Source organism: Exiguobacterium sp. KKT215 (assembly GCF_055635335.1).
In genome coordinates, this window is record NZ_CM145756.1 from 1,370,454 (window position 1) to 1,390,648 (window position 20,195).

At 53.5% G+C, this 20,195-nt stretch carries 22 protein-coding genes, 1 other RNA gene and 1 pseudogene; 15 read left to right on the forward strand and 9 right to left on the reverse strand.

Features of this window, described 5'->3' with window-relative positions; translation table 11 throughout:
* The first annotated feature begins 28 nt into the window (after window positions 1-28).
* The gene (locus ACZ2GZ_RS07135; RefSeq protein ID WP_214714870.1) at window positions 29-727 is read left to right on the forward strand and encodes a CPBP family intramembrane glutamic endopeptidase; all 699 of its coding nucleotides are present in this window, start codon (window positions 29-31) and stop codon (window positions 725-727) included.
* Here ACZ2GZ_RS07135 and ACZ2GZ_RS07140 read toward each other — a convergent pair.
* Window positions 684-1,583: an alpha/beta hydrolase gene (locus ACZ2GZ_RS07140; RefSeq protein ID WP_214714872.1), complete on the reverse strand. Its 900-nt coding sequence runs from the start codon at window positions 1,581-1,583 to the stop codon at window positions 684-686. The genes ACZ2GZ_RS07135 and ACZ2GZ_RS07140 overlap by 44 nt on opposite strands.
* 141 nt (window positions 1,584-1,724) lie before the next feature.
* On the opposite strand from ACZ2GZ_RS07140, the gene ACZ2GZ_RS07145 reads away from it, so the two are divergent.
* Window positions 1,725-2,195, forward strand: coding sequence for a hypothetical protein (locus tag ACZ2GZ_RS07145; RefSeq protein WP_214714874.1), 471 nt, complete (start codon window positions 1,725-1,727; stop codon window positions 2,193-2,195).
* Between the two features lie 54 nt (window positions 2,196-2,249).
* Here ACZ2GZ_RS07145 and ACZ2GZ_RS07150 read toward each other — a convergent pair whose 3' ends face one another.
* The 5 genes from ACZ2GZ_RS07150 to ACZ2GZ_RS07170 form a co-directional block, all read right to left on the reverse strand.
* Window positions 2,250-2,897 carry an ABC transporter ATP-binding protein gene (locus ACZ2GZ_RS07150; protein WP_035385665.1) on the reverse strand — a complete coding sequence of 216 codons (648 nt, stop codon included), beginning with the start codon at window positions 2,895-2,897 and terminating at the stop codon, window positions 2,250-2,252.
* Window positions 2,894-3,901: an ABC transporter permease gene (locus tag ACZ2GZ_RS07155; protein ID WP_214714876.1), complete on the reverse strand. Its 1,008-nt coding sequence runs from the start codon at window positions 3,899-3,901 to the stop codon at window positions 2,894-2,896. Before ACZ2GZ_RS07155 ends, ACZ2GZ_RS07150 begins: the two co-directional genes overlap by 4 nt.
* 67 nt (window positions 3,902-3,968) lie before the next feature.
* The gene (locus ACZ2GZ_RS07160; RefSeq protein ID WP_214714878.1) at window positions 3,969-5,315 is read right to left on the reverse strand and encodes a sensor histidine kinase; all 1,347 of its coding nucleotides are present in this window, start codon (window positions 5,313-5,315) and stop codon (window positions 3,969-3,971) included.
* A complete protein-coding gene (locus tag ACZ2GZ_RS07165; protein ID WP_214714880.1) occupies window positions 5,312-5,977 on the reverse strand; it encodes a response regulator transcription factor in 666 nt (221 codons plus the stop codon). The genes ACZ2GZ_RS07160 and ACZ2GZ_RS07165 overlap by 4 nt, the downstream gene beginning before the upstream one ends.
* Before the next feature lie 63 nt (window positions 5,978-6,040).
* Window positions 6,041-6,931, reverse strand: coding sequence for a hypothetical protein (locus ACZ2GZ_RS07170; protein WP_058763742.1), 891 nt, complete (start codon window positions 6,929-6,931; stop codon window positions 6,041-6,043).
* Between the two features lie 169 nt (window positions 6,932-7,100).
* Here ACZ2GZ_RS07170 and ACZ2GZ_RS07175 point away from each other — a divergent pair, with 169 nt between their 5' ends.
* Together ACZ2GZ_RS07175 and ACZ2GZ_RS07180 are read left to right on the forward strand one after the other, a co-directional pair.
* The gene (locus ACZ2GZ_RS07175) at window positions 7,101-7,508 is read left to right on the forward strand and encodes a hypothetical protein (protein WP_131471184.1); all 408 of its coding nucleotides are present in this window, start codon (window positions 7,101-7,103) and stop codon (window positions 7,506-7,508) included.
* A gap of 105 nt (window positions 7,509-7,613) precedes the next feature.
* Entirely contained in the window at window positions 7,614-9,068 is a 1,455-nt protein-coding gene (locus tag ACZ2GZ_RS07180) for a S8 family peptidase (RefSeq protein WP_214714882.1), read from the forward strand.
* Between the two features lie 38 nt (window positions 9,069-9,106).
* Here ACZ2GZ_RS07180 and ACZ2GZ_RS07185 read toward each other — a convergent pair whose 3' ends face one another.
* Window positions 9,107-9,511: a hypothetical protein gene (locus ACZ2GZ_RS07185; protein WP_021067512.1), complete on the reverse strand. Its 405-nt coding sequence runs from the start codon at window positions 9,509-9,511 to the stop codon at window positions 9,107-9,109.
* 121 nt (window positions 9,512-9,632) lie between these two features.
* Between ACZ2GZ_RS07185 and rnpB the strand changes: the two genes are divergently transcribed.
* From rnpB to ACZ2GZ_RS07210, 5 genes and pseudogenes are all read left to right on the forward strand, one after another.
* Window positions 9,633-10,000, forward strand: an RNA gene (gene rnpB, locus ACZ2GZ_RS07190) — RNase P RNA component class B.
* 106 nt (window positions 10,001-10,106) lie between these two features.
* Window positions 10,107-11,273: a THUMP domain-containing class I SAM-dependent RNA methyltransferase gene (locus ACZ2GZ_RS07195; protein WP_021067511.1), complete on the forward strand. Its 1,167-nt coding sequence runs from the start codon at window positions 10,107-10,109 to the stop codon at window positions 11,271-11,273.
* Between the two features lie 431 nt (window positions 11,274-11,704).
* A pseudogene (locus ACZ2GZ_RS07200) lies at window positions 11,705-12,186 on the forward strand (VOC family protein).
* 21 nt (window positions 12,187-12,207) lie between these two features.
* Window positions 12,208-12,396, forward strand: a complete 189-nt coding sequence (locus ACZ2GZ_RS07205; protein ID WP_251135270.1) for an NUDIX domain-containing protein — start codon at window positions 12,208-12,210, stop codon at window positions 12,394-12,396.
* Between the two features lie 39 nt (window positions 12,397-12,435).
* A complete protein-coding gene (locus ACZ2GZ_RS07210) occupies window positions 12,436-12,705 on the forward strand; it encodes an NUDIX hydrolase (RefSeq protein WP_251135271.1) in 270 nt (89 codons plus the stop codon).
* Window positions 12,706-12,750: 45 nt separating this feature from the next.
* Here ACZ2GZ_RS07210 and ACZ2GZ_RS07215 read toward each other — a convergent pair whose 3' ends face one another.
* On the reverse strand, window positions 12,751-13,617 hold the full coding sequence (locus ACZ2GZ_RS07215) for a DNA/RNA non-specific endonuclease (RefSeq protein WP_214714884.1): 867 nt from the start codon (window positions 13,615-13,617) through the stop codon (window positions 12,751-12,753).
* A gap of 256 nt (window positions 13,618-13,873) precedes the next feature.
* On the opposite strand from ACZ2GZ_RS07215, the gene ACZ2GZ_RS07220 reads away from it, so the two are divergent.
* The 6 genes from ACZ2GZ_RS07220 (at window position 13,874) to ACZ2GZ_RS07245 (ending at window position 18,380) form a co-directional block, all read left to right on the forward strand.
* Window positions 13,874-14,056 carry a hypothetical protein gene (locus ACZ2GZ_RS07220; protein ID WP_021067507.1) on the forward strand — a complete coding sequence of 61 codons (183 nt, stop codon included), beginning with the start codon at window positions 13,874-13,876 and terminating at the stop codon, window positions 14,054-14,056.
* A 68-nt stretch (window positions 14,057-14,124) separates the two neighbouring features.
* On the forward strand, window positions 14,125-15,030 hold the full coding sequence (locus ACZ2GZ_RS07225) for a Gfo/Idh/MocA family protein (RefSeq protein ID WP_029595415.1): 906 nt from the start codon (window positions 14,125-14,127) through the stop codon (window positions 15,028-15,030).
* Window positions 15,031-15,089: 59 nt separating this feature from the next.
* The gene (locus tag ACZ2GZ_RS07230; RefSeq protein ID WP_029595416.1) at window positions 15,090-16,508 is read left to right on the forward strand and encodes an alanine/glycine:cation symporter family protein; all 1,419 of its coding nucleotides are present in this window, start codon (window positions 15,090-15,092) and stop codon (window positions 16,506-16,508) included.
* A 108-nt stretch (window positions 16,509-16,616) separates the two neighbouring features.
* The gene (locus tag ACZ2GZ_RS07235) at window positions 16,617-17,438 is read left to right on the forward strand and encodes a YihY/virulence factor BrkB family protein (protein ID WP_470295593.1); all 822 of its coding nucleotides are present in this window, start codon (window positions 16,617-16,619) and stop codon (window positions 17,436-17,438) included.
* A gap of 79 nt (window positions 17,439-17,517) precedes the next feature.
* Window positions 17,518-18,072 (forward strand): hypothetical protein, encoded by a 555-nt coding sequence (locus ACZ2GZ_RS07240; protein WP_029595418.1) that lies wholly within the window; start codon window positions 17,518-17,520, stop codon window positions 18,070-18,072.
* Window positions 18,073-18,155: 83 nt separating this feature from the next.
* On the forward strand, window positions 18,156-18,380 hold the full coding sequence (locus ACZ2GZ_RS07245; protein WP_021067502.1) for a hypothetical protein: 225 nt from the start codon (window positions 18,156-18,158) through the stop codon (window positions 18,378-18,380).
* A 146-nt stretch (window positions 18,381-18,526) separates the two neighbouring features.
* Here ACZ2GZ_RS07245 and putP read toward each other — a convergent pair whose 3' ends face one another.
* A complete protein-coding gene (gene putP / locus ACZ2GZ_RS07250) occupies window positions 18,527-20,008 on the reverse strand; it encodes a sodium/proline symporter PutP (RefSeq protein ID WP_214714886.1) in 1,482 nt (493 codons plus the stop codon).
* Window positions 20,009-20,195 lie beyond the last annotated feature (187 nt).

Below are 20,195 nucleotides of genomic sequence, written 5' to 3' on the forward strand. Positions count from 1 at the left end.
CTAACAGGAAGGACAGGAGTGGATATCCATGCTCGAACAGGCCGTCTTTACCATCATTCTCGTGTATTTATTGATTGTCCAATTGTTCAACGCCCGGTTGATGAAACCGATGATTGAAACGCTCGGACGAAGCCGCGTGTACGATCAGACCATCAAATCGGCGTGGGGGCTCTGTTTGCTGTTGCTCGCCCTCGTCTTTTTGTTCCAGGTCCCGCCTGAAGCGGTCGGGCTCGGCTTCGCCCCGGCCGAGGGGGATTTGCGCGCCTGGCAGTTCTTCTTTTTGACGAGCGTCCTCATCTCCGCATTGATCGCGTTCTATCTGCTCGTGAAAACGTCTCCGGGTTTGCGGCGCCGGTTACGGCCATATTATGAGCTCGAGATTGAACGGTTGCTGTTGCCTCAGACGATTCAGGAGGCGAGAGCGTGGGGCGCCGTGTCTTGGACGGCTGGAGTGACCGAAGAGTTCATCTTCCGTGGCGTGCTGCTCTACACGGTCACATTGTGGGTGGACGTCTCGCCCCCGATGCTCGCCTTGATCGGCGGAGCGTTATTCGGGTTGGCCCACGCTTATCAAGGTGTCCGAGGCATCCTCGTGACCGGTCTCGTCGGGTGGGGGCTCGGTTATTTATATGTGGCGATGGGTATCCTCTGGCCGGTGATGGTCGTTCATGCCTTGCTCGATCTTATTGCTGGACCGATTCACGTCGTCGATTCAGAAACTGACTGACGGCCGCCTCATACGCGGGCTGGTCTTTCAAAATACAGTTCGTATGTTCCGCGCCGTGGATGAGGGCGATCTCATTTTTGCGGTTGAGCGCATTCATCTCGACGGACATCCAGGTCGGGACGAAATCGTCCTCTGTCCCATGGATGAACAAGACCGGCACAGCGATTGCCGCGAGCGCTCGTTTCGGTCGGACTTGGTGCATCCGGAATCCGGCTCGCGTCCAAAGGAAGTAATTGATTCCCGGCAACAACAAATCACCAGGCAGTCGGTGTATGACGTTCAACTGATGGCGCATGAGTTGTCTCATGTCATCGAACGGGCACTCGGCAATCAAAAAATCGACATCTGTCAATGGACCGGCCTGTAAAATCGAGGCGGCGCCCATCGACACGCCATGCAGCCCGACCTCGGAGACGGATTCATTAACCCGCAACCAGTCGACCCAATCCACGATGTCATGTTTCTCATGATAGCCGTACGAGGCGTACACGCCCTCGGATTCGCCGTGGGACCGCAAATCGACGGCGAGCAGATTGTAGCCGAGGCGATGGAACATCGCCAAATGCGGGGCCATGAAGCTGTGGGACGCCGTATAGCCGTGCACGAAGACGATCCACTTCGATGAGCCTTCGTTTCGGTAGACACGCCCATAGAGGCGATATCCGTCTTGCGAGCGGAGCGAGACGTGCTCAAACGGCACGTCGTGATAAAAGGATTGATCTTCCTTCGTGTAGGGGGCCAACAGCATCTCGGGCGTCTTGCGTTTCCCTCGTGTCATGCGTTTGAACGCATAGTAGCTGATGGCATAATAGCCAGTGAATAATGTTGCGAGTCCAACCTTCCATCTCTTCTGCATATGAACCGCTCCTTTCCCCATTATTGTACCCGAAAACGCGTTCCCAATTCACGCGCCATATGGGTCATGGTGTGTTTTCAATGACGGAACGCCAAGGCTTATGTTAGATAAGACACATTGTGCCGAATAGAGTTGCCACATATGATGGTAGCGAATAGTCAGCAAGTGGGAGGATATGAACCGATGGAGCGACAGGCGATGTATCAATTTTTACAGGCATGTTTGATGGGACAGACGGATTATACGACGACTGAGGGAGTGACGTTCTATCGCGCTCCGACGAGCGGGGAACGGCAACATGGAATCGTCTTGGACGTGTTAATTGACCGCTACTTATGTCAGCCTGGGCAGGCAATCGAATTATCGGTCCCGGACATCGCCGTTTCCATTGACGTGTCGGCCGATGAAATCGTCCGGTCCGTACTCGCACTCGCCCGCATCACTCTCGTCTCGCAACATATCGAGGAGAGATTGATTCGTGTCGTCTCGGCGGGCATCAATGAAGCGGGTCGATTGACGCTCGTCATCGGTTTCAACGCTTGGCTGACGCATCATTTGGGCCATCTATCGGGCGAGTGGGTCGAGCTGCCGGCTCGCGTGCACGCCATGTGACAAACCTTGAACAACAAAAAGGGAAGGCCGCGATGGACGCGGTCTTCCCTTTTTTTAATGTCGGGGCGAGGGTTGAAGCTGACCGTCCTGAAGCAATAGGACCCGGTCGCAGACGTCTAGCATGCGTTCATCGTGAGTGATGACAAGGACTCGACGTCCGTGATTACGCGCCTCAGCGACGAGCAACTCCATGACCCGGCGCCCGTTCTCGAAATCGAGGCTCGCCGTCGGTTCATCGGCCAACAAGAGTCGAGGCCGATTGATGAGGGCTCGGGCAACGGCGACGCGCTGCCGTTCGCCGCCCGACAAGTGCTTCGGCAGTTGATTGAGGCGATGACTCAGACCGAGGACGTCGAGCAGGTGGAGCGGGTCTTGTTTAGATTCGCTTTCGGCCTGGACGAGCTCGAGTTGTTCTCGAACCGTCAAATATGGAACGAGGTGGGCTTGCTGAAATACGAAGCCGATTTCATTCAAGCGAAGCAAGCGTCGTTCTTCTTCACTCGCAGCGAGCAACTCCCGTCCCTCGAGCTCGATGAGCCCAACGTCAGGTCGTTTCAATAAACCAAGAATTTGGAGCAGCGTGCTCTTCCCGCTACCGCTCGGTCCGATGATGCCGATACATTCCCCGGGCTCGACCTGTAAATCGATGCCACGCAAAATGGGTTGTCCGTCATACGTATGGCAAATATTCGTCAATTTCATTGTCCAATTCCTCCTAGCGCGTCGGCGGCGTCAAGCCGGCGCAATTTCCAAAGCGGCAACAATGTCCCGATGAGTGAGAGGGCGGCCATGACCGCACCATATGCGAGCACGTTGCCCAAGTCGAACCGGAACGGGATGGCGTCTGGGACGAACGTGCCGGTGAACCCTGTCAGCACCGTGGCTAGCAGGCTCGCCGTGAGCACCGTGGCCATGACCTGGATGACGAGAGCCGTGCCGATCACACGGGGACGAATCCCGATTGCTTTCAAAATCCCGAGCTCCGGGAGCTTTTGGAGTGTCAACATATAAAAGAAAGCGGTCAAGATGAATGCGCCGATGAACAGCAAGAAGCCGCGCATCATCGTGAATGTGCCTTGTTCTGCCGTATACCCAGGGACGGCCTTAACGACGTCTTGTTTCGTCATCGTAGCGAGTGAGGTGTCAGCCTTCCCGAGCCAGGCCGAGACGTAGGCGGGCTGACCGCTAGCCGTCTGGAACGCTTCCCACGTATCCTGTGTTGCCCAGATGACCGGGGCGTGGCTATAGCGACCGTCCGTCGTCCCGACGATGGTGAATGCATACCCGGACGCAAAATCGCGAACCGTGTCTCCGATTTCGACGTCACCGAGAAAACTTGGGTCGACGAGCACGTCCCCGACAGCGAGGTCAAGCTCGGGCCCGATTGTGGAATCTTTCGGCAGTGTGAATAATGTGGCATCCTGTTTTTTCGTCCCATGGACGAGCGTCATCGATTTGACGCCGAGCGGGGTGAGCGCATCGGGTGTCGGCAGTTCGATGAATGAGCGGGTCAATTGCCCGTCGGCATCATCGGACAGTTGAAACGACTCGACATCGAGTTCACGCAAGGTGGCCCCGTTATCATAAGCCAGGCCGTCCGCGAGTCCGGTGATCAATGTCGACAACAAGACGATAAGTAGCGTGATCACGAAGATGAGCGAAAATTTTCGTTTTTGCCGCCACATCTCTTTTAAACCTAAGATCATAAAAAAAGCCTCCTTCATAGCGATGAAGGAAGCATAACCGACCAAGATGAACGGAATATGAACATGACTACAACGTGACGTAAAAGACGGTACCCGTCCCGAGCTGAGATTCGACCGCCAACGTGCCGCCGTGAAGGTGGACGATATCTCGGGCGATGGCGAGTCCGAGCCCGGTGCCTCGTCCGGATCGTGAGGCGTCGCCTTTATAGAAACGCTCGAACAGCCGTGCCTTCGTCGCTTCATCCATGCCGACACCAACGTCTTGAATCGAGACGGTCGGGCGTTCGGCTTGATACGCCTTGATGGTGATGAGGCCACCGTCTGCAGAAGCGTGAATCGCGTTCGTCAGCAAGTTGGACCACACTTGTGCCAGCAATAGCGGGTCACCGGTCACGATGAGCGTCGAATCGAGTTCTGTGGCAACGGCGATCCCTTTCTCGTCGAGTTGGAACGTGTGCCGCCGGATGACATCCTCGATGGACGCACGCACATCGACCGGTGTCGTTAACGACACGTTGGCCTCGTCGAGCCGGGCGAGGAGCAGTAACTGTCTCGTCAGATCGGACAGGCGCGAAGCCTCGTCTCGAATGATGGCGGCATGCGCTTTCGCGTCACCGTCGGTCGTCGCGACGAGTTCCGAGGCGTAGCCTTTGATGGAAGTGAGCGGGGTCTGGAACTCATGGGAGACGCTCGAGACAAACCGTCTGCGCTCGCCTTCCGATTTTTCAAGCGAGTCGACCATATCGTTGAAGCGACGGGAGAGCGTGCCGATCTCATCGTTGCGCTCGAGCGGGAGGTCGCTCGGCCGACCCCCGGATGCGACCGAATCGGTCGCAGCGGTCAACGTCCGCAACGGGCGGACGAGTTGACTCGTCGACAAGGCAATCAAGATGAAGGCGAGCCCGGTCAACAAGGCGAAGAACAACCCGACGAATAAATGCAGCTCGCGGATTTGGGCACTCAAATCGGGACGGATGAAGACGGCATCCTCACCATCGATGCTAAACCCATACGTATTGACGACCTCGTTGTCGAACAGTCCGAGCAAAAACAAGTGGAACGGATAGGTGTGCATCCCGTCGTAGGTTTCACCGGACCGGACGGAGGCGATGACGTCGGTGTCGAGCCGCTCATCCCGGAACGCTCCGCCATAGCGTTCAATCGAATCGTCCGGTCGTACGACGAACAACTGATAGCCGGTCTGAGCGAGCAGTGTATAAAATGTGGACGTCTCACCATTGGTATGGGCCTCGAAGTACGCTTTCGCGGCTTCAGCCGTCTGTTCGGTCTTGTCGCTATAGGACGGTTGCCACCACACGTAGTAGGCGACGTTGCTGACGAACAGGGCGATAGCGCCCGACAACAATAAAATCATAAACACGGTCAAAACGATTCGCGTGTATAGCGTCTTCATGGCGTCACCTCGAGCGTATACCCGACGCCTCGTACCGTCCGAATCATGTTGCCTTCGTCACGGAGGCGAGCCCGCAATCGCTTGATGTGGACGTCGATCGTCCGGTCGTCGCCTTCGAACTCGAGGCCCCACACTTGCTCAATCAATTCATCACGGGTGAACACACGACTTGGAAACGCAGCCAACTGATAGAGCAGCTCGAACTCTTTTTTCGGCAAGTGGATCGTCTCCTCATGAAGTTCGAGCCGATAATCACGCAAGTCGAGTTTGAGCGGTCCGGCAGTGACGACCGTGGCCGCATTCTTGGCGTAACGTTTCGCGATGGCTTGGAGCCGGAAGAGCAGTTCTTCTGGAATGAACGGTTTCGTCATGTAATCGTCGGCCCCGTGCTCGAAACCGCTCCGTTTCTCCTCCCATTCCCCGAGGGCGGTCAATAGGATGACCGGGATATCCGTCAATCGTTTCAGCCGGGAACAGAGCGTTCGCCCGTCTTGGCCCGGCAACAGGATGTCAATCACGGCAGCATCTGCAGGTCGCTCTAAAAACAGTCGCTCGGCGACGTTTCCGTCCATGGCCGTGGTGACGGTGTGACCGGCCCGCTGTAACGTCGTTTCAATCAGATGCAGGATGGCCAGGTCGTCTTCAACAATCAGTACGTGCATGACCCTCTTCCTTTCTCATGAAGGACATCGAAAACAGGTGACCCATGTCAGGTCACCTGGCCGTTATGTCGCTTTGGTCAGTTCTTTGTGTAGCGCCCGGAGCGCCCGCAGGAAGGCATCTTTGAAATACTTGTCTTCTTGGGCCTCGAGCGTCTCGAGCGCGGTCGTATCGCCCGCGCTCGCTTTGACGAGCAGGTTGACGACCGTTCCCCAGCGCTTGACGTGCTCGGGCTTCGGATGGTTCATCGCGACGGTCAACGTGAACCAATACGGTTGGTCCCGACGCTGCAACGTGGCAATCATCTGCTTGGCCGTCTGTGCCTCCGCCTCGGACGGTAGCGTGGCCGTGGCGAACCAGCCGAGCAGTCCGGCACTCATTGCCTCGAGTCGCGCCTTGGCTTCTGGCTCAATCGGCTCACGTCCGAATTCGGAGATGTTGACGAAGACGAGACGGTCCTTGCGGTCGAGGTGGGTGATCCATCCTTTGACCGTCTTGAGCTTGTCTTTGTCTTTCGACTGGGCTTTGACCGTGTAACCGTTCAGTTTGCCGATGTAAATTCGGAACTGGCCACGGTCGAGTTGCTTATCGACTTTGAACTCGATGTCCTGACCGACCGTGAACGGTTGGTTCTGTTTGTTGAGCGTCTCGCCCTTTTTCAGTTCCGGACGACGGACGATGTAGCGGAGCGCTTCTTGTTCGGTCTTGTCGTCGAGCGTCCACAGATTGTTCGGTGTGACATTTTTAAAGCGATGCCGGCGGACAAAGATGTATTGATCGAGCGCCTCGACGGCGTCGGTGACGGAATTTTTTCCACTCAAATAATCATCGGCGATATCTCTTAGCGTGATTGATTCGAGCCGGTCGATATGCCCTATGTATGGGACGTGTCCGACGACGAACAGGGCGGTGGCAATCAATTCACTCTCGCGAGGGGTCAGAGGACGTTTGGCCATGTTGCACTTCCTTTCTTGCATTCATATCATTTAGTATACCAAAAACAAATTTCGACATGTTGTATGAATCAACCAGATGGAAAATTTTACAGGCATACAGGATTTCGTGGATTGATTGCGAATACTTGAATATGATAGAGCTATGCGGATGTTGAGATGAGGTGATGAGATGAAGCTATCGATAGAACCGGGGGATTATGTCGTGTTGATTGAAATCAACAAGGAAGTATTGAAATGTACGTCCCTCGATCAGGCCGACTATGTCGACCGAGACCGCTATGAACTGGTCGGCCGGATGAGTGAACGGCTCCCGGCCGAGGTGATCGTCCCTTCTATCATCGACTATATTCGGTTCGGTAGTGGATATATCGGCGACAATATCGTCTGGGACACAGAGACGGAATCGTTTTTCTGTCAGCAGTTCGAGACGATTGATGGATCTCCGCTCGGTGAGGACCTCGACGGATTCACACCCGATCCGTATCGGACGGAACTGGCGCGTTATTATACGTATTTGACCATCGGAAAGATTGTCGACTATGAGATGGATGAGCCTGACGAACCGAACTATTGGTGAGCGTCGAAAAAATGTCACAATCTATTTTTCGAAAAAAAGGGAAATTGATTCCGTAATTTGAGATAATGGGGGCATCTTAGGAAGTTTGGAATGGAGCGGTAGGCGATGAAAAAAATGATGCTTGTGGCGGCGCTCGCGCTGCTCATGCCTGCATCGGTGGACGCGGCGAAACCGGTTGTATTGGAGAAACACGGTTACATCGTGGCCGAGCCGAGGGTCGGGAACCAATACTATATCAAGCAAACAGGCACCGATTTGGCGTGGAACACGACGCGCGGCGCTTCAGACATCGTGATCGCTTTAATCGATTCGTCGGCCGATCGGCGGCATAAAGAACTATACAAGGTCCCTCGTGTCGTCAATTCGATGAAAGGGCCTTACAGCGTCGATTATCATGGGACGCATACGGCCGGCATCATGTCTGGGCGTCACAACAAGTTCGGGATGGCCGGACTTGCTCCGAACGTACGCTATCATTTTTATAATGTCTTCTACGGTAAAAACTCGGAGTACACGGATTCTTGGACCGTCGCCAAAGCGGTCGACACGGCGGTGGCGAAAGGGGCGAACATCATCAACCTGTCGCTCGGCGGGCAAGATTACGATCAAGTCCTCGCCGATTCGATTCGCCGGGCCCGGGCCAAAGGGGTCATCATCGTCGCCTCGGCAGGAAACGACGGGGAGAAGACCGTCTCGTTCCCGGCCAATATGAAAGAAGTCATCGCGGTCGGGGCGATTGACGCGAACCGTCGCGTCGCCGGTTTCAGCAATATGGCCGCTCAAGTCAAAATCGTCGCACCCGGGGTGAACATTTTGTCGCTCGGCCTGAATAACGGCTTCGTCTATATGGACGGGACGTCGATGGCCGCGCCGATGGTGTCGTCGGGTCTCGCGCTCGTCAAATCGGTCAATCCGTTTTTGACACCGGCCGATGTGGACGCCTTGATTCAAAAGATGCCACGGGCGAGCGGCAAGATTTATACGGAGCTGAACACGAAGCGGCTCCTCGATGCGACACCGCGTCCCGTGACGCTCTCGGTGCCGTCGACGCTCAAGAGCCGTTACGTCAAAGAAGCGAAACTGACGGTCATGAAAAAACCGAATTTGAAAACGACGTATACGTTATATCAAGGTACCCGTAAAGTGAAGACGCTGTCGGCAGGGAATTCGATGTTCACGATGTATGCCGGCGGCGATTGGCTGCCGAGTGGCTCGTACAAACTCCAAGCCGTCGTCACGGATGGGAAACATAAACGTACGGCCAGTCGGTCCTTCAAATACGTGAATCCCGTCAAGCCGGCGGTTGCGGTCAAAGCGTCCGACGGAGGCACGTTCGAATTGGCGACGACGCGAAAAGGGGTCGTCACCGTACTCGATGCGAACAAAAAAATCGTCTATGAGGCGCTTCACGTACCGTGCAAGTTCCCGGTCCGGAGCGACACGGGAGCTGCGTACACGGTCGTCTTGAAACCGACCGACGTCTCTGAGAAAGTGGTGACGGTCAAGTATGCGCCGCAACCGGTCCAAGCCGAGACGGACAAATCGGCGGAATCGACATGAAAAACACCCGGAGCCAGCGCTTGGCTCCGGGTGTTGATTTATGCTTTCGTGATGGCTTCACCGCTCCAACGAATGTTCGCTTCTAAGACGTTGCCGTTGTCGTCGATATGTTCAAAACTCAGTTTCCCGTCGACAATAATCTCACAGAGACCGACACGGACATCCTCGCTCCATGCGCGACGTGTCTGAGTCGACGCGTCGAACGTCGGAATCGATTCAGGAAAACGTTCCTGTAAGTGGGCCAAGTTATGATGGTCGAAGTGATACGGACGTTTGGACAGTTCATTCGGTGCTTTAATGTCAAACGGCTCGAATCCTCGGACGAGTCGATTATTCCGGTAGAAGGCGAACACGCCGTTGTTCGGGTGGAGCGCTTTAATGTCATCGATTTCAATCACATAGGTCAGTCGTTGAATCCAACCGTTTTTTGCATCTTGACGCATCAAAATCCCTCCTTGTTCAATGGAACACGCCTTATTTTAGCGCTGACGCCGGTGAAAATCAAGTTCAGGTTCTCGGTTGTCATTTCACGGGTTATCCGCTACAATGGGTAAAGTGACTATGAGGTCTGGGCAATCGCGGGACGCAAGTCTTGAGGAAAGTCCATGCTCGCACAGCCTGTGATGGCTGTAGTGATCGTGCTACACGAAAAGATAAGTGTAGGCAACGCAAGTTGACGGCAGAAGAAGCACCTAAGTCCTCGGATATGGTGCAAGCTTCTTGAAAGTGCCACAGTGACGGAGTCTGATCGGAAACGTTCAGAGTGGAACGAGGTAAACCCCACGAGCGAGAAACCCAAACTATGGTAGGGGAACTTCCTGACTGGAACCGAACGGGACGGAAGGCGCCAATCGGCGCAGATAGATGATTGTCACTCCATCGTGCCAGGGAGACCGTTATGAGCACCGGAGTACAGAACATGGCTTACAGGGCAGCATAGTCTCTCATTTAACATTGACCAGGAGTTCAAGCAATCCTACTTGAGCTCCTTTTTACATGACCATTTTAGGAGTAACACTTATAGAAAGTAGGGATAGTATGGCAAAACGAAAACTGATTGCCACCGCAGCGATGGGCATCGAAGCACTCGTCGCCAAAGAAGTGCGCGACCTCGGCTACACGTGTGAGGTCGAGAACGGACGCGTCTATATCGACGCAGAAATGGAAGACATTCCGCGATTGAACCTATGGCTCCGGACGGCAGACCGCGTCAAGCTCGTCGTCGCCGAGTTCAAAGCGACGACGTTCACGGAACTGTTTGACGGTGTCGTCGAACTGCCTTGGACGGATCTCATGCCGTGGGACGCTCGATTCATCGTCGACGGCCGCTCGGTCAAGTCGAAGTTGTTCTCGATCCGCGACTGTCAGAAAATCACGGAGAAGGCGATCGTCGACGCGATGCAACGCGGATACGATAAGCCGGGCGAGTGGCTGCCGAAGACGGGCGCCTACTATCCGATTGAAGTCGCCTTGTTGAAAGATGTGGCGACGATCACAATCGACACGTCAGGTGACGCGCTTCACCGTCGTGGTTACCGTGAGCTCCACTCACAGGCACCGCTCAAAGAGACGATGGCTGCGGCAATGATTCAGCTAACGAACTGGAAGCCGGACATGCCGTTCTACGACGTTTTCACCGGCTCAGGGACGCTCGCCATCGAGGCGGCGCTCATCGGTCGTAACATCGCGCCTGGTCTCAACCGTGAGTTCTGTTCACAAGACTGGCCGTGCGTACCGAAGAAAGCCTGGTATGATGCAATCAATGAAGCGAACGAGAAAGCGGAATGGGACAAACCGCTCAAAATCTACGGCATCGACCTCGACCCACGCATGGTCAAGCTCGCCAAGGATAACGCCGAGCTTGCCGACGTCCGTGACGCCATCACGTTCGTCCATAGTGACGCGGCTGCCTTGAAGCCGAAAGAAGAGTACGGTGTCATCATCGGCAACCCGCCATACGGCGAACGGTTGCAGACCGAAGAAGAGATTATCGACCTGTACGAGCGGATCGGCCAGCAGTTCGCCAAATATCCGGGCTATAGCGTCTATATGTTGACGAGCTATGAGGATTTCGAGAAAGCGTACGGCCGTCCGGCGACGAAACGCCGTAAGCTATACAACGGGAACATCGAGACGCAGTATTACCAGTTCTTCGGTAAACGTCCACCGAGACGTTCAGCTGAGCCGACTTCTGATACGAAATAAGTCTTCATTGCACACTTTTTGTTTGTGATACTGAAGACAAGCGAAAACTGCTCCTAGGAGCAGTTTTTTTGCTTGCCGTGGTTTTTTTCGCCCTTGTAGGTGACGGAATGAATGTATGTGCAAGATAGTCGGACCAGTCCTCATAAATGGGCATGGCCCGTCCTAAGTCCGTCTGTTCAAGAATCGATTGCGCGTTCTTCTTGTCTTTCTAATACGTGACGACGAGACGTTCGAATAGCCTCCCTGGAGTCGGACGGCAGTGAAGGGCCATACAAGTTTTTAAACATTGCGTAATCGCATCCTGTAACACATTACATCACTCACTTTCCTATACATCGCTCTACCGTTCAACATTCAAGCTATTATAACTTACATTTCCATATATAAGGATTATACTCATAATATGGCAAAGATAGGGAGATGAAGAATGGATGATAAGAGGTATATATGAGGCACACTTGCCGGTAAGTGATTTGACGGTGTCGATTCCGTTTTATGAAAAACTCGGAATGAAGCTGGCCTTCCAAAACGAGTCCTGGCGTTTCTATGGATCATCGAAGGAGAGAGTTGGCTCGGTTTGTGGGAGAGCGATCGCGTCGAGGTGCCGTACCATCCATCGATTCGTCATGTGGCGTTTCGAATCGACCCCGAAAGCCTTGAAACGGTGAAGAAGTGGCTCAATGAACGGGATATCGAAGTACGGACCGCATTCAAGATGACGCCTGCAGAACAGCCGTTAGTCCTGCCGAACTTCCCGCACGCACATGCCGCTATCTATTTCGACGATCCGGACGGGAATTCGCTCGAACTGATCACGTTTCTTGAGACGGACCCGACCGCTGCGTTTCAAATGATGTCTTTCGCTAACTGGTCAGAAGAGAAGCGGATGCAAGGGTCACAACATACTGAATGAGACAAGGCAGGGGGTAGGGCGATGTATCGGTATACGTTATGTCTATTGAAATCAGAAAATGAAGTCTTACTGTTGAATCGTGAGAAGTCGCCAGCGATGGGACTATGGAACGGCGTAGGTGGGAAAATCGAGTCGGGCGAGACGGTTGAAGCGTCGGTCTGTCGAGAAGTATTCGAAGAGACCGGATATAAGATTGAGCATCCTCTGTAAAAAGGGGAGGTCATCCTGCATGGAGAACAGCAGGTCGGGATGCATCTGTTCGTCGTGGAAGTCACGAAACATGAAGCCGCTGACAAGGTACAGAGGACACGTGAAGGGATTTTGGAATGGAAGCGAATCGACTGGGTGCTTCATCCTGACAATATGGGAATCATCAGCAACTTGAAGCAGTATTTACAGCCGATGCTAGACCATCCTATGCCTCGGCGCCATACGTTCCGTTATAACGGGCATGAGTTGTTGACGTACACGCACGACCAACTGGATGAAGCTTCAAGCATTGTACATAAAACGAGATGATTGGCCCCATCGGCCAACCATCTCGTTTTTGATTCAGATATTGGATCACTCGCCAACCATCCCGTCGCCATCGTTATCACGCATATGCGGATAGAGCCAATGGACGCTCGTGATCGGCATGGTGAAGCCGGCGTCCTTCGCCTCTTGAATCGTCACTTGGCCGTTGCCGTTCGTATCGACGCGCGTGACGTCACCGCTTGCTTCGGTGGCCGATGGTGCGCTCTCCGTCAATCCAAGTTCTTCATTCACCTCATCCGGGTTGACGTTGTCGAACGAGTCGGTAACGACATTTCCTTTGACAGTGTATGTGTACTCATAGTGTGAAGGGATATGAGTATTCGTATCCGGATATGTGATGAGCGCCTCGAAGTCGGTCGCGCCGCCTGCGCTCCGGATCACGCTCTCCATATACGCCTGGTCGCCGTGGCGATTGAGCGTGCTGTTTTGGGGCGTAATGTTGAAGGCGTTCGAGACGCCGCCGAGCGAATCGGCGATGACGTGCCCTTCGTCGAGGTCGCGGTGTTCGACCCCAGGCACTTTCGCCTCGTCAGCGTAGTATCGACCATCCGACGTCACGTCTTCTCGGTCGTCATCTTGCAGCACAATCTCGTCCGCAATCACTTTCACGAGTTGACCGTGCTCGTTCGTGAACGCCCAATATTCGCGGTCGCCGTATCCGATATCGACGACGACATTACTCTCGCGTTCACCTGACAACTCTCCACCCTCGACTTCAATCAAGTCATAACCGGTGAAGCGGTCCTCTGTCTGCGGTTCGGGTGGCGCCGTCGTCTCGACGGCGGACTGTTCTGGGGTGTCCGTCACAGTGGTGGTCCCGGCTTCTTCGCTCGTACAACCTGCCAATAGCAGAGTCGAGAGCGGGAATGCTAAATAAGTAATGTTTAATTTCATTTCAAGTCTCCTATGTGTGAGGCATACTTGTTCATTCTAGGAATCTTCGACACGATTGACAAGCAATCGGATTGGGACGTGTTTCGGTCGTGCTTGTCATAAACGAGCCAGAAATTGTCACGATTCGATGACGCGCCTCCGTTGGGACTAGTGGTACAATGGATGGGAACGGTCCGGCGGTCGAGCGGGTTATGGCGTTTCAATCGTTTCGTTTCAGGCTATACATACGTATACATCGCTTGAGAGGAGACGTATCATGCAGACATATACCATCGAATATGCGTTCCAGGACAAAGAGCAGACGACGCGGACGTGTGAGGTCGTTCTCGACCGGACGCCCGATTTACATGATAACGAGCAATTGGCCGACTTGTATCAAATCGTGTCAGATGCGATTCGTAAACCGATCACCAGTTTTGAAATTGTAGCGGTCCATTAAACGAACCTTTGACCCCGGGCACACGCCTTGGGGTTTTGTTCAGTCTTAGGAAGAGGAGAGATGTACACATGAAGATTGTCGTTGTTGGGTTAGGGGACGTCGCGAAGAAGGCGTATTTGCCGGTCTATGCCGGTTTAGAAGGGGTCGACGTTTATCTCGTCTCGAGAGACGCGGCGAAAGCGGGTCAACTCGTCGAGAAGTATCGTTTTGCCGGTCAGTATGCATCACTCGAAGACGTCCCGTTCGAGATGATGGACGGTGCGTTGATTCACTCGACGACATCGGTCCATGCCGACCAGGTCGGTTACGTGCTCGCGCAAGGTGTGCCCGTCTTCATCGATAAGCCGGTCACGTTCATGCTCGAGGACACGGAGCGGCTCGTACGCCTCGCTGCCGAGCAGGGCGTCGAGCTCATCACCGGGTTCAACCGCCGTTTCGCGACGGCGACGGCTGCCTTAAAAGAAGTGTCCGACCCGAATCTGATTTTGATTCAAAAGAATCGGACGTATCAACCGGCGACGCTGCGTGAGTTCATCATCGAAGACTTCGTCCACGTCGTCGATACGCTCCGCTATTTGACAGGGCTCGCCCCTGTCGAGAATTTGGCCGTGCGGACGCGCCATGAGGCCGGGACGTTGAAACAGCTCCAGATTCAATTCACGGCCGGAGGGGTCGAAGCGATCGGCATCATGAACCGGGACAACGGCTGTACGGAAGAAGTGATGGAAGTGATGTCGCCTCGTCTGAAGCGGGTGTCGCGCGACGTTGAGCGTGTGTATGATTTCACCCGTGACGGCATGCTCGAGCGGGCACTGAATCCGTGGGAGTCGAATTTGACGCGTCGCGGCTTCACGACCATGCTCGACGAGTTCCTGAAGCTCCTCGCAGGTGAACCGAATGACTCGGTGCGGGCAGAGGACAGTTTGACGACGCACGCGCTCTGTGAGCGCATACTAGAGGAGGCTTCGCGTTGACCGTGTCGTTTCTGTGGCCCATCGGGCGGGTATTAACTCCGTAAAAGGAGGGGATGCGCATGGATATTCGTGAGCTCGTCATGCAGGTGAACGACCTGTTATGGACGTACGTACTCATTTTCGTTTTGATTGCCGGAGGGTTGTATTTCACCATCCGGATGGGATTCGTCCAGTTCCGCATGTTGCCGGAGATGTTCAAGTTGCTGTTCGTCAAAGGAATCAAACACGAGAAAGGGCAAGTTTCATCGTTCCAGGCGTTCGCCATCGGAACGGCCGCACGGGTTGGGACAGGGAATATCGCTGGCGTCTCGACGGCCATCGCACTCGGTGGACCGGGCGCCGTTTTCTGGATGTGGCTCATCGCCTTGATCGGTTCGGCTTCTGCCTTCGTCGAGAGCACGCTCGCCCAAGTGTATAAAGTGCACGACGGGAAGGCGTGGCGCGGTGGACCCGCCTACTATATCGAGCGGGCACTCGGTCAACGGTGGCTCGGCATCGTGTTTGCGATTTTAATCACGTTCGCGTTTGGCTTCGCGTTCAACTCGGTACAGGCCAATACGATTGCTTTATCAATCAATAACGTCTTCGAAGTCGATACGCTCTGGGTCGGCATCGTCTTGGCTCTCGTGACGGCCGTCGTCATCTTCGGCGGGATTCGCTCGATTTCAACGTTGTCGGGGATTATCGTCCCGATTATGGCCGGCGGCTATATCCTGCTCGCCCTCTGGGTCGTGTTCACAAACCTAGAGGCCATCCCGGCCGTAATTTCGGCCATCTTCTCAGAAGGGATTCTCGGCTTCCGACAACTGCTCGGCGGTGCAGTCGGTGCGGCCGTCCTGCAAGGGATTCGCCGCGGCTTGTTCTCGAACGAGGCGGGGATGGGGTCGGCACCGAATGCGGCCGCGACCGCGGAGGTCAGCCACCCGGTCAAACAAGGCTTGATTCAATCGCTCAGCGTCTTCGTCGATACGCTCTTTATCTGTACGGCGACGGCGATGATTGTCCTCATCTCGGGAGTTCCGGGTTCAGAGGACTTCCAAGGCATCGAGTTGGCGCAAGAGGCGCTCTTGACAGAGATTGGGCCGCTCGCGACGACACTCATGACGATTGCCATCCTATTGTTCGCGTTCAGTTCGATTTTGGCGAATTACTATTATGGGGAAACGAACATCGAGTTCATCTCCGAACGAAAAGTGTATCTGGTCATCTACCGGATTGCGGTCGTCGGGATGGTCTTGTTCGGCTCGGTTCGATCGGCGGGGTTGGTCTGGTCGATCGCCGATATCTTTATGGGCTTGATGGCGCTCGTCAATATGTATGCCATCTTCCGACTCAGTAAGGTCGCCAAAGCTTTGCTCGACGATTATGTGGCGCAGAAGCGAGCCGGACGTGATCCGGTGTTCAATCGTGATGATGTGGATTTACCTGGTAAAGAACATGTCGAGGCGTGGGAAGAGAAACGAGAGAACATCAGTTAAGATCGGGGCAAGAATCGGACGCGTCGCGCCATTCTTGCCTTTCCTTTATCAAATTTCTTATTTCAAATACCGCATTTATTTAATAAATTATAGAAAAGAGTACACGAAATGATACAACCATTCCTTCATACATTCAAACGATTTTTTGCCGAACGATTTTTCGACCAAGCCGCCATGTTGGCCTATTATTTCATCTTATCGACGTTCCCGTTCTTACTGTTCGTCCTCGGGATCGTCGGGTGGCTGCCGTTCTCGAGCGGGGACGTGATTTCCGCGCTCGCCCTGGTCATGCCTGAAGCCAGTTATCGGTTGCTGGAAGGGAACATCGAGGCGATTTTTGATGATTCACGGTTGCGCATCGCCTCACTCAGCATCTTGCCGGCGCTCTGGATTTCATCGATGGCGGTCCAATCGCTCGTGCGATCGCTCAATGATGCCTATCGCCTGATTAGGAACAAGGCGTTCTGGCGGGGCGTGTTGCAAGACATCGCCGTGACGCTCGCGCTTATGTTCGTCTTGCCGTTCTCGCTACTGATCCCGGTCATCGAGACCGCGCTTCGGGAGTTGGCGACGCATATCATCTTTATCGACGACATCGTCGAGCGCTATGCGCAAATCTGGTTCTATTTCCGCTGGATCGTGGGTACGCTCGTCCTGTTCAGCGTTTTCTTGCTCGTCTATAAGTGGTTGCCGAGCCATCGCGGCACGTTCCGCGACAGTTGGGCCGGGGCGGCGTTTGCTACCATCGGCATCTTGACAGTTTCGAACGTGTTCAGCTACTATTCACAGTATGCAAACTATGAACAGTTTTACGGTCAACTCGGTGCTTTCATCATCTTGCTGATCTGGTTCTATTTGGCGGCCTCGGTCATCCTTCTCGGGGGGCTGTTTAACGCCACGCTTATCGAACGAAAAGAAATATCCGGTTGACGTGTAAATGCTTGTTATCATTCTTTGATTCAGGGAATGATACGGTTAAGGTCACATCTTTTAATCGGAGGTGGGAAACATGGATATGCAACGGCTCGTACACAATCGTCGTTTCATCGATCAAACATTGTTTTACCTCGCCTTACAATTATGGAAGTGGGTTATGTTACTACCGGTCTTGTTCTATCTAGACGTTTCGATGAGCAGTGCCCCGTTTTCCCAGTATGTGGCGGTCAGTCTGTTGCTGTATGTGGCGTTTCGTGTCATGCAGTACGTGATTGCCAGCCGGGCTTCGTTGATGGAGTTACTCGAATTCGGCTATGCGGTGCTATCGCTCGTCCTCGTTTTCTCCTTACTGCTTGAACTCTCAGCATCGCCAGGAGCCATTGCCTTTGTGCTCGGTGTGTTCTTGGTCCATCCATCGCTCGCCTTGCACCATTACCGTGACTTCACAGAACGGAAGTGGTTGAACAAGCAGTTCCAATTGTTCAGTCCGATGCTTCGAAAAGGTGAGATTCCGGTTCACGTGCTCGTGTTGACAGAGGATGAGATTATCATCACGGCAGAGAGTGGAAAAGAGTACACGTATCGGCATATCTACTGGGGCGGATTCTATATCGAAAATGTCTCATGAAGGTGGTCTAATCATTGAATAGTGTGATTGTGATGGTATTTTGGATAGTAACATTTATTGTGTTCTTCAAAGGGGCGTTCGATATGTGGCGAGAATGGCGTGCCACGAGACAGCGCTCGGTTCTATATTTCTTTATCGTCTTGTTGCTCACTTGGTTCTGGTTCAACCCTTACCAGCTGACGGCGCTCCATCCGTTCGTCTTGATGGCGTATTATTGGAACCGGAACCGTCGGATGCGCAACGCGATGCTCGTGCTCGTCCTCGTGCCATTCTTCATTCAACTTTGGTTCATGGCGAGAGCGATGTAATTTATTCAGACCACAGACAAGATGTCTGTGGTTTTTTCTTTAATCCTTTGTCACGGCCATTTATAAAACAAGCCGCGTTAGAGTAAGGATACGCGACCGTGCGCAACAAAAAACGCGAGCCGTTCGGCCCGCGTTTTTGATTAATGTTATTCTTTTTTCGCAACGGCGAGTTCAGCTTCCATTTCACTGAATTCACGGTTGATCCGTTTCTGCTCACGTTGGCTCGTGAACGTGCTGACGAGCACGATAGCAAGCATACTGAGGAAGAAGCCTGGTACCATCTCATAGATGACGGCCGAGAGTCCAGTCACGATCCAAAGGATGACCGTGATGGCACCGACGAGGATACCGGCAAGTGCACCTTGGCGCGTCATCTTGTTCCAGTAAAGCGACAAGAGAATCGCTGGACCGAACGCTGAACCGAATCCGGCCCACGCATAACCGACGAGCGTCAAAATCGTGTTCGACGGGCTGAGCGACATGAGTGTCGCGACAAGTCCGACCGTTAGGACACCGATTCGACCGGCGAGGACCATTGTTTTCTCACTGGCATCTTTATTGAAGAACTTACGATAGAAGTCTTCTGTCAATGCCGACGATGTCACGAGAAGCTGTGACGAAACTGTCGACATGACCGCTGCCAAAATCGCAGCAAGCAAGAATCCAGTGATGAACGGGTGGAACAACACTTCTGAGAAGCGGATGAACACTGTCTCCGGGTCAGCGAGAGGATTCCCTTGACCACGGAAATAGGCGATTCCGACAAGTCCCGTCATGACAGCACCGATGATTGAGACTGTCATCCAGCCCATACCGATGCGACGTGCCGTTTTCAATGATTTCACATCACGAATCGCCATAAAGCGGACGATGATGTGTGGCTGACCGAAGTACCCAAGTCCCCAAGCGAGGAGACCGATAATTCCGAGCGTCGACGTTCCTTCAAACAGGTCGAACAATTCGGTATTGATTGTGGTAGCCGTATCGACGGCGTTTGATACACCACCGACGTCCGTCAAGGCGACGACTGGGACAAGGACGAGAGCGAGGAACATGATGACACCTTGCGCAAAGTCCGTCCAACTGACGGCTGTGAAACCGCCGAACAGTGTATATAGTGCGACGACGCTAATCGTCACGATGACACCTATCTGATAGTCGAGCCCGAATGAGCTTTCAAACAACTTCCCGCCAGAGACAAGTCCGGCTGACGTATAGAACGTGAAGAAGATGATGATGACGGATGCAGACAGGATCCGTAGCCAGTTCGAGTGATCTCGGAACCGATTCTCTAAAAAGTCAGGAATCGTGATCGAGTCATTTGCCATCTCTGTGAAGACACGTAGACGGGGAGCGACTAACAAGTAGTTCAAGTAAGCTCCGATGACCAATCCAACGGCTAACCAAATCGCTGATAATCCCGTGGCATACATTGCACCCGGAAGTCCCATTAACATCCAACCACTCATATCCGAAGCTCCGGCTGACATGGCGGTAACACCTGGCCCCATCTTGCGGCCACCTAACATATAATCTGATGAATCGGTCGTCCGTTTATAAGCGACGTATCCGATGAGGAGCATCATCACGAGGTAAAGCGCGATGGATACCCATTCTTGCCATAACATTTGATTACCTCCTGTTTGCTTTCAATTGTGTCGATTCAATCAATCACGGTTCAATCATGTGTGTGTCTCACACAAATGAGTCAAAATTGAATGACTAGGCGAACTTGTGACTAACCATAACGGACCACGGAAATCATTGCAAACTGTCATCTTTTCATAAAAACGGCTCTAAAGCGCATAGTATCAA

Coding starts and splice junctions, on each gene's coding strand:
- ACZ2GZ_RS07135 (WP_214714870.1), top strand. CDS start 29: ATGCTCGAACAGGCCGTCTTTACCATCATTCTCGTGTATTTATTGATT.
- ACZ2GZ_RS07140 (WP_214714872.1), bottom strand. CDS start 1,583: ATGCAGAAGAGATGGAAGGTTGGACTCGCAACATTATTCACTGGCTAT.
- ACZ2GZ_RS07145 (WP_214714874.1), top strand. CDS start 1,725: ATGATGGTAGCGAATAGTCAGCAAGTGGGAGGATATGAACCGATGGAG.
- ACZ2GZ_RS07150 (WP_035385665.1), bottom strand. CDS start 2,897: ATGAAATTGACGAATATTTGCCATACGTATGACGGACAACCCATTTTG.
- ACZ2GZ_RS07155 (WP_214714876.1), bottom strand. CDS start 3,901: ATGATCTTAGGTTTAAAAGAGATGTGGCGGCAAAAACGAAAATTTTCG.
- ACZ2GZ_RS07160 (WP_214714878.1), bottom strand. CDS start 5,315: ATGAAGACGCTATACACGCGAATCGTTTTGACCGTGTTTATGATTTTA.
- ACZ2GZ_RS07165 (WP_214714880.1), bottom strand. CDS start 5,977: ATGCACGTACTGATTGTTGAAGACGACCTGGCCATCCTGCATCTGATT.
- ACZ2GZ_RS07170 (WP_058763742.1), bottom strand. CDS start 6,931: ATGGCCAAACGTCCTCTGACCCCTCGCGAGAGTGAATTGATTGCCACC.
- ACZ2GZ_RS07175 (WP_131471184.1), top strand. CDS start 7,101: ATGAAGCTATCGATAGAACCGGGGGATTATGTCGTGTTGATTGAAATC.
- ACZ2GZ_RS07180 (WP_214714882.1), top strand. CDS start 7,614: ATGAAAAAAATGATGCTTGTGGCGGCGCTCGCGCTGCTCATGCCTGCA.
- ACZ2GZ_RS07185 (WP_021067512.1), bottom strand. CDS start 9,511: ATGCGTCAAGATGCAAAAAACGGTTGGATTCAACGACTGACCTATGTG.
- ACZ2GZ_RS07195 (WP_021067511.1), top strand. CDS start 10,107: ATGGCAAAACGAAAACTGATTGCCACCGCAGCGATGGGCATCGAAGCA.
- ACZ2GZ_RS07205 (WP_251135270.1), top strand. CDS start 12,208: ATGTATCGGTATACGTTATGTCTATTGAAATCAGAAAATGAAGTCTTA.
- ACZ2GZ_RS07210 (WP_251135271.1), top strand. CDS start 12,436: ATGCATCTGTTCGTCGTGGAAGTCACGAAACATGAAGCCGCTGACAAG.
- ACZ2GZ_RS07215 (WP_214714884.1), bottom strand. CDS start 13,617: ATGAAATTAAACATTACTTATTTAGCATTCCCGCTCTCGACTCTGCTA.
- ACZ2GZ_RS07220 (WP_021067507.1), top strand. CDS start 13,874: ATGCAGACATATACCATCGAATATGCGTTCCAGGACAAAGAGCAGACG.
- ACZ2GZ_RS07225 (WP_029595415.1), top strand. CDS start 14,125: ATGAAGATTGTCGTTGTTGGGTTAGGGGACGTCGCGAAGAAGGCGTAT.
- ACZ2GZ_RS07230 (WP_029595416.1), top strand. CDS start 15,090: ATGGATATTCGTGAGCTCGTCATGCAGGTGAACGACCTGTTATGGACG.
- ACZ2GZ_RS07235 (WP_470295593.1), top strand. CDS start 16,617: ATGATACAACCATTCCTTCATACATTCAAACGATTTTTTGCCGAACGA.
- ACZ2GZ_RS07240 (WP_029595418.1), top strand. CDS start 17,518: ATGGATATGCAACGGCTCGTACACAATCGTCGTTTCATCGATCAAACA.
- ACZ2GZ_RS07245 (WP_021067502.1), top strand. CDS start 18,156: ATGTGGCGAGAATGGCGTGCCACGAGACAGCGCTCGGTTCTATATTTC.
- putP (WP_214714886.1), bottom strand. CDS start 20,008: ATGTTATGGCAAGAATGGGTATCCATCGCGCTTTACCTCGTGATGATG.